This window comes from Xanthocytophaga agilis (genome assembly GCF_030068605.1).
Lineage (GTDB): Bacteria > Bacteroidota > Bacteroidia > Cytophagales > 172606-1 > Xanthocytophaga > Xanthocytophaga agilis.
On record NZ_JASJOU010000034.1, the window covers coordinates 1 to 9,536 of the forward strand.

The window sequence follows — 9,536 nt, forward strand, 5'->3', positions numbered from 1 at the left end:
AATATTTCCAATATCAACAATACAGGGTCTGCTCTGAATATGTTGTATGGGATAGGCACTAACAACACCAATATCAGTATTGCTTCAGCCCGCACTTTGTATTGGGTAGGCAACAGTGGAAGCTGGAGTGAGGCTTCTCACTGGAGTTTAACTTCAGGAGGTACAGGAGGAGAATGTGTACCAACTGGACTGGATAATGTAATTTTTGATGCCAACTCCTTTACCACTACAGGACGCACACTCACCCTGACTGCAGGAGCCATTTGTAATACGATGAGTTGGGCAAGTGTGGTCAATAATCCTACCTTGAATATGGCAGTAGATCTGACAGTGAAAGGAAACAGTCTGATCTTAGCCAACACCATGAGTGTGAGTGGAAGTGGAAAAATGATTTTGGATAACATAGCAGCAGTGAGTGTGGATCTGGGCAGTGGAGGCAAAACCTTGACTGGTGGGTTGAGTTTCCCGGCAAACAGCACACGGACGATCAGCATTGCAACAGGCAATAGTGCTGTTACCCATACGATAGGCAGTTTGGTAGTGGGTTCGAATGCGACAGTGAACATTAGTGGAAGTTCGACCAAGAGTTATGGGACATTGAGCCTGGGTACAGTAGGGGGTAGTTGGGCAGGCACCAACCTGATTGGTAATGGAAACGTATCAGGGACGTTGAGTGGGGGTCTGAGTCTGAACAGTGCAACCTTTAGCGGGACAGTGAATTTGACTGGTCAATACACATTCACAGGTGCCACTACTGTATCTTCGGGTAGTGTCAGTTTTGGTGGCAGTGGCAGCAATGTGTTTGGAGGGGTAACAGTGAATGGGGGTAGTGTCAGCTTTGCTAATACAGGAAACAATAACTTCGCTTCTGTTAGTTTAACAGGTACAAATAACCCTATAATTTGGAAATTTACCCCATCCAGCAACGGTACAAACTCTATTTCAGGTGCTTTTACAGTTGCAACACCTTGTTATTCTGTTTTTGTGGGATCTTCTACTACTAGTAGTCAAGCTAAATTGAATTTAACAGCATCCCAAACTTTGAATGGACCTACTATTCAAGATATACTGAATAGTGGAGCTGCTTTGACAGTTAACAATGGTATCAATAATGGAAATAATACTACTGTTACTTTTAGCTTTGGAACAGTAAGTCGTACTTTGTACTGGGTAGGTAATAGTGGAAACTGGAGTGATCCTAATCACTGGAGCTTGACTTCGGGTGGAGTAGGTGGGCAATGTATTCCTACCATCAACGATGATGTTTTGTTTAATGCGAGCTCATTTAGCACTGGAGGCAGTATTGTTACCATAGATATAGATGCGTTATGTCGGTCTATGAACTGGACAGGTGCAACCAACACACCTACTCTTGCTGGGGCTGCTGCTCGTACGTTAACTATTGCGGGTAACCTGACTATGATTACAGGTGTAACTCAGACAGGTGCTGGAAGCACCTTCCTTGGGAAAGTAATTTTTGTTTCTAGTACAACAAGTAAAACAATCAATGTTAGTGGACAAGGTTTTGCCAATGTTGATTTTAATGGTCAAGGTGGTGCATGGTCGCTCAGTAACAATTTGACAGTAGTCAATACAATCAATCTAATTGCAGGTTCACTTAATGCCAATGGAAAAAATATTTTGTCAGGTACATTGACCGTCAATAATGCATCTGACCTGACACGTTCCCTTAATTTAGGATCTGCTACTGGACACGTTCTATCTGGTACAGGTACTGTATTGGATCTGCAGGGTAATACTTCTAATTTTACTTTGACATCCAGTACATCCTCGATTACATTATCTGGTATCGGATCGGTAATTATAGAGACAGGAACTCAAAGCAAAACACTGCCAAATCTGACAATTACGAATTCCAACGATATTACGATAAATACATCTAATACCGCCAACCGAATTACGTTTGGAACTATTGCTGTTAACAATGCTATTACTCGTAATTTTACGGTAAACGGTACAGCACCCAAAACATATGGTAATATTACGATCAATGGAAATAACAATGTAGTTACTTTCAATGGTAGTAACTTGGGTTCACCAGATAATAACATTTTTGCTGCTGTTACATTTGCAAATTCCTATAGTGGTACAATTGCGACTTTTAATGGGACTAATACGTTTAACAATGCATTTGCTTTACATAACACTGGTGGAGCGGGAAATGATATCCGCTTTACAGGAACCAATGTATTTGCCAGCACATTTACTGCCAACTTAGCAAATACAACAGGCACAGAGATGCAGTTTGCTTCTACAGGTGGTACTACATCTTTTGCAGGTGCGGTTTCTCTGAATCCGTTAAACAATGCCAATGTAGACATTATATTCAATAATGCTACCAGTTTTGCTTCTACCCTAACTATTGGAAGCACAAGCAATACAACCTTCCAGGGAACAGGAGATGAAACTTTTACCGGAACTGTGACTGTCAATCCATCCAGTACATTTACATTAAATAATGATGGCAATAGTTCATTTGCTACTGCTATTATTAATAGCCAGAGTGGGACGGGATTTAATTGGGTATTTCGTAGTGCCAAAACGGCTACTTTCTCTGCAAATATGGATGTCAGAGCAGCTTGTTTCTCGCCTGTGACTATAAGTGCCACAACAAACGGAAGTCGGGCAGTAGTATTATTACCATCAGTCCACTACTTTAATAACCAGGTTTTCATACAGGATCTTGATGCTTCTTCAGGATCTATGATTAATGCATATGCTGCTACAATTCCAACCTATACAAATAACCTTAATGTATTATACAATAATGGCATCACTACCCATCGGGTACTATACTGGGTAGGAGGAAATGGAAACTGGGGTGACCCGTTACACTGGTCTACTAACTCTAACTCAGTAGGAGGAGCTTGTATTCCAACATCTGTTGATGATGTGGTTTTTGATAATAGTTCGTTTTCTGCGGGTGGTCAAAAGGTAACGCTTAATATTCCAAATGCTACCTGTCGAAATATGACATGGGTAAATGGTGCAATACCTGCTACTACTACACTTGCTATGGGTAGTAATCCGCTTGAGATAAATGGAAACCTGGCATTGGCTCCTAATCTGACAATGACAAGTAACACTAATCAAACTACTTCTGTATTTACTTTTACTACAAATCCTGCTACCACTAATTCATTTCCAAATCGTACTATTACGACTCCTACAGGAACTACGGCTTCATTACCTATTGCCTTATTCTATAGTGTTGGAGTAACTTGGACATTACAGGGGCCTGCTTCTTTCAATGTTACTGGCGAACTAGGTTTGCAATCTGGAACATTGAAAACCAATAGTATGCCTGTAGCCTCTGGTCGTTTAAGTGCTAATAAGTATGTAAATGGAAACCCTGTGTTGCCAGCTTTTGAAGATCGGGTTCTGGATATACAAAACTCTGCAATAAGCATTACAGGTACAGGTACTGGTATAGACTTCAGAGGAGATCAGTTCACGTTTGTAACACCAGGGCCTAATGCTTCCTTTACCATTGCCAATACATCCACAAATTCTGTGCAGTTACGTTTTGGAGATGATAACGAAAATCTGCCTTATTATGGTGTTAACCCAGGGTCGCCCCGTACAACGGCTTTGTTGAGAGAACTTCCGGATATTATCCTTCTTAACAAAGATGTGGACATTGTAACTGCAGACTATGATACACAGGATGGAGTCGCAAACCGGATTACATTCCGGAAGGTGACTAGCATCAATGGTGGGCAGTTTTACATAAATGGAACTTGTCCTCATACTTATGGTGCCATTACAGTTGCTAATAATCTTAATACAGGAAATGCAGATCAACGCCAGATTGAAGGTTCTAGTCAGGCAGCACCTAATCACAATATATTCAATGGTCCAGTATCATTCGGAACCAATTCTGCTTTCCGATTCCTTGGTAACAATGAATTTATGGATACATTCACAACTGCAGGTTCTTCAGATGTAAACAATGCCTTTGCATTTTCTATTACCAATGTATTTAATAAGACAGTAGACATTCGTGGCGTAAATACACTACGTACACAAGCTACCATTCATTTTAACTCAACAGGTGGAAGCACTACTTTTAAGGATAATGTGTTTTTCAGAGGTACAGGTGTTATTTTCCGAATGAGTAGTACAGCTACACTGGTGGCTGGTAAGACTATGTTGTTTGATGATGAAAGTGTTGGATGGTTTGCTGGAGGCAACACAAGTAGTGGAACTGGTTATCCGATTCCTGGTTCTGCTGCCTACACTATTAATGGTGATTTAATTGTTAATCCCTATGCAAAAGTTTCTTTTTATAACAAGTCAACTAATAATCTTGGCAATGTAACTGTCAACGACTATGGAGTCTTCCAGTTTACCTCATTAGCAACAACTAATGTCAATGGTACATTTACAGCTTCTGCTACCTGTAGTTCCTGGATTGCCATTAATGCAAGTAATCCAGGTGCAGCAGCGAAGATAAAATTCAGTGGCAGCCAGGCATGGTATAGTATCATTGCCCGAGACCTGAACAATATTTCTACAACGGGCACTGTTACTGCAAGCAATAGTAGCAATGTAGCCAACAGTTGTACTAACATTAGTTTTTTGACAGGAATTCCGTCTGTTGGTACATTTGTTTGGGTAGGTGGAAATCCTAGTAATACTAGTGAAAACAGTTTGTGGAGCAATCCTAAGAACTGGGCAACTGCACCACTTAATGCAAGCAAAATTGCTAATGGAGGTAGCTGTATTCCAAGCAGTATCAATGATGTAATCTTTGATAGCAACTCTTTTAGTACAGGAACCCCAGTGACAGATTCATTAGGTAATGTGAAATATTTTGACCGGGTGATTGTTGATATCAATGTTGCTACCTGTGCAAGCATGACATGGAAAAGTGACATTATGCAGGATGCCATTCTGGCTTCGGATCTGCCTTTGAATGAAATGTGGGTACTGGGCAAGTTAACGTTGGATCCAAAAATGAAGAATCAGTTCACAGGTCTCTTTTCTTTCCGCGCTCCTGTTAGTGCAGGAGAACAATTTGTGGATGCAGATGGAGAAATAAATGGAAGTACAGTTAAGTTTGTAGGACCTGTTGAGGTAAACTCTGTAAGTACTGTATACCGATTGGATAGTGATGTTATTGTAGATGCAGTGGATAATGGTACTGCACGTCGTGGTAATGTTTCAATCGTTTACGGCGATCTGAAAGCAAATGGCCATGATATAAGCTTAACAGGTAACTGGACGGTGGGAAGAGCAACCTCTCCAAACCCTCAGGGTCGATTCCTGCACCAGGGAGGTAATACTGTAACTTTTAACGGTTCAGATGCTGTGAATGGAACACAGAATATTGTAACCAATACCAGTCCTTTCTGGAATCTTGTAATTAGTCGTGGTTCTAAACCTGCTCCAACAGATATCAGTTATACTATAAGCTCCAGCTCATTATTGATCAGCAATCCAAAGCGTTGGGTAGTAGTTCAGAATAACCGTGATGGTGGTGGAGAACCTGGTACAACAGCTAATAGTAACCAGCCTTACAATAGTGGAATGACAATTGATAATAATTTCACTATCACACAGGGTGGATTATATGATAGAGGATTTCAGATCATTGGAAATACTACTGGTACATTTACGATGACAGATAATGCGGTATTGAGTATTGGTAATGGATGGACTTCTTCCGGAATCAATAATAATGCTCCAATGACAACATTGTTTCCTACAAACTTTACACAGAACAAAATCTCATTGGGTGTTAACAGTATTGTATCCTACAGTGCTTATGGGCACCAAGATGTAAGTGCATTGCCTGTTTATGGAAATCTGTATTTCAGGTTTGTAGTTACCAATTCGGCTTCTCCGGCTCTAGCACTAACTAACCAGCGTAAGAGATTGGCTATGGGACCTTTACAGATTAATGGTAATCTGACTTTAGAACAAGGAACCAACCTGATCGATAATGGATTCCAGATTTCTGGAAACGTTGCTGGAACTAGTGTATTGACGATGGGATCTAATGCTTATCTGACTCTGGGTACAGGTACCATGGATGTTGCTACTACTACTGGAACAGGTTATATACCTGCAAGTAATACAACAGGTAAATTGACAGTAGGAAATACTGCAACAGTATTTCCGCTAAACTTTACAGATGCTAATCTGAATCTGGATCTAAATAGTACAATTGTTTACAGTGCCGGAATTGCACAACAGGTAAAAGGGCTAAGCTCTGCTACTGCGACACAGCAATATGGAAACCTGATGATACAAAACCCGGCTCTGACAGCACCAACACTAATACAGAAAACATTGACAGGGGCAACTACTGTCAGAGGAGTATTGACTATTCATCCAAATAGTAACCTGGTAGATAATGGGTATCAGATCACAGGTACTACTGGCAAAGTATTTACAATGAACTATAAAACAGACCCTCTGGGAGCTGTATTCAATAACCAGGCACCAACCAGTAGTGGTGTGATGACTAATCCAACCAGTCCATTATTTATTGATAGTCTGTTAGCTCGTGCCAACTATATCGGATTACGTTTTGATGGATATATCAACATCCCAGTAGCTGGTACATATACTTTCTATAGTAACTCGGATGATCAAAGTGTAATCATGATCAATGGCATGATGGCAGTGAATAATGATTATTATGGATCAGCGGAAAGGTCCGGAACTCTGACTTTTGCTACTGCCGGAATATATCCGATCTCAGTGACATACACACAAGGAAATGGTTCACGTCTCTTGGCTTTGTCCTGGGCAAGAACAACCGCCCCAACACTATCTAAACAATACATTCCTGCCGCCAATTTATTGCAAACTGCAACTGGCCCTCAAGGATTAAAATACAACTATTATGAAAATCCAGGTAATACATATTATGTATCTGCCTTTGGATCTTCTTACAAGATAGTTCAGGATATGAGTAAACAACTGGCAAGTCAGGACCGCTATGTAGTGGGTGAGGCTCGTCTGGTAGTTGGAAATGCATCAACATCAACAAGTTTTCCTCTTAATTATCTGGATACAGATCTGACATTTGATGATACTACAACAGTTGTCTACAATGCTGGTCTTGCTCAGTCTGTTCGTGGACTTAACTCATCTACAAAAGTTCAGCAATATGGGAACCTTGTATTTACCAACCCGGTATTTTCGTCACCTAAGGTCGTATCTAAAACACTGACTGGACCAGCAACAATTCGTATGAACCTGACCATCAACCCAAACAATAACGTGATCGATGATGGAAACCAGATTACAGGTACTACAGGTCAGGTATTTACAATGCGTAATGCTACATTGGCTGTCAATCCAGTGACAAATACAGGTAATGCTGGTGCTACTGGTGAGAGTCGTATTACATTAGGTAATGCTACAATTGCAACTACATTTCCTGCTAATTACAGTCTGATAGGTACAGATGTGAATTTTGAAACGGGAACAACTGTAGTCTATAATGCAGGTATAGTACAGACAATTGCTGGTTTGCAGAATAATTCAAATGCTGCATCCCGGTATGCTAACCTGATTCTGACAAATCCGGCTACTACTCCAGCAGCAGGAAATGTATTCCCAATTGTAAAGACGTTAAGTGGACGTGCGATTACGGTGAGAGGTAACCTGTATATTAACCCGAATAACACTCTTGCTGATGGCGGATATCAGATAACAGGAACCGCCACTAGTACATTTGGAATGTTTAATACTACTCTGGCTCAGACAAGAGTTCCGGAAACAGGAGTTACTACTGGTACAACAGGAGAAAGTCGATTTATGATAAGCAGCACAGGTACTACTGTAACATTATTCCCAGCCGGATTCCGTACAGGCCCTGGTGGTAGTTCTGATATTAACTTTGATGCAGGAACGACTGTTATATACAATGCAAATGCAAATCAGGATGTTCAGGGATTGGGGGGGACAGGTACTACGACTTATGCAAATCTGGTGTTAAATAACCCATCTGCATCTTCTCCTGCATTAATTAACAAAACATTGACTACCAATGGAAGTGGTGCATCAGGTACAACCGTGCGTGGTAGTCTGACAATTAACCCAAATGTGAATCTGGTAGATAATGGTTTCCAATTAGGTGGTGTGGCAGGACAGTCTTTTAAAATGCGTAATACTACTCTGGCAGATAATCTATTACGTACTGCAACTACTGATGCTACTACAATAGGAACTACAGGTGCGAGCCGTCTGACGCTGGGAAACGCTACAAACGCAACTACATTCCCAACCGGATATACCACTCAAAATGGTACAGATATTAATTTTGAATTGAATACAATGGTTGTATACAATGCCGGAGCGACACAGCAAATTCAAGGTTTGTACAATAACACACAGACCTCTAATGCCAACTATGCACAGTTGTCAATTGTAAATGCTTCAACAGGCTCAGTAATTAAAACGCTTACTAACAATACCCGTATTCGTCAGAACCTGACTATTGGCGGGCTTACTTCCACAACGGGTGCTGTGAGTGGAGCTAATAACCTGCTGGATGCTGGTGTATTGAACTATAAAATTTACCTGAATGGCAACTGGTTCAGCCATCCTGGCAACGGATTTAATGCACGTGCAGCCGAAGTGGAGTTAGAAGGTACAACTAATCAGACTATCACTACAAATAATAGTCAAAGTTATATTAGTGAATTGGGTACACAGGATTTCTATAACCTGACATTCAATAATACAACTGCCGTTCCTTCAATAGCTATAACCTTAGGTTCTAATGTAGGTGTTGCCAATGTAGCAAGCTTTAAGAAAGGTTTAGTACGTAGTAATGACCTGATTTCACTGAATACATCACCTTCTACACGTTTGTTGATTATTCGTGATAACGCAAGTGTAACCAATGTAACAGATGCCAGCTTTGTGATAGGAGCAGTACGAAAAGTAGGACGTTCTTCCTCAACCTTCTATTTCCCAATTGGATACATAAATGGTTCAACTCCATACTATCGTCCAAGTGGTATTTCTTCCGCTGTCAATACAGATGCTTCTTTTATTAGTCAGTTCTATTATTCTAATCCAACAGCTTCTGGTTTTAACTCTGTCTCTGTACAAAAAACTACGGTAGGTGTTTCTAACCCTATCCGTAATGCAAGTGCCAAAGAATTCTGGATGGTAAACCGTGAGAATCAATCTGATAATGTATATGTAACATTAACATGGCGTAATCCACAATCAGGCGGAGTAGGGACTAATGGTATGACAACTAATTATATGGGCTTACGAGTATCTCGGTGGGATGGGACAAAATGGCAAAACCTGGGTGGTGCTGGATTTACCAATTATCCATCACTGGGTACGGTGAGCAATACTTATGGAGCATTAACGTCTATTTACACTACAAGTGGTACAGTAGGTTCAGTAGACAATTTCAGTCCATTTACTTTAGCAACTGAGATAGATTATAATCCTCTTCCGGTAACCTTACTTGATTTTACAGGCAAAGCCGTTGACCAACAGGTGAATCTGAACTGGCAAACTGCCTCAGAAGT

At 40.7% G+C, this 9,536-nt stretch carries 1 protein-coding gene; it reads left to right on the forward strand.

Going from position 1 to position 9,536, the window contains the following annotated elements; genetic code table 11:
• On the forward strand, window positions 1–9,536 hold a 9,536-nt coding region (locus QNI22_RS40010; RefSeq protein WP_314520277.1), incomplete at both ends, for a beta strand repeat-containing protein.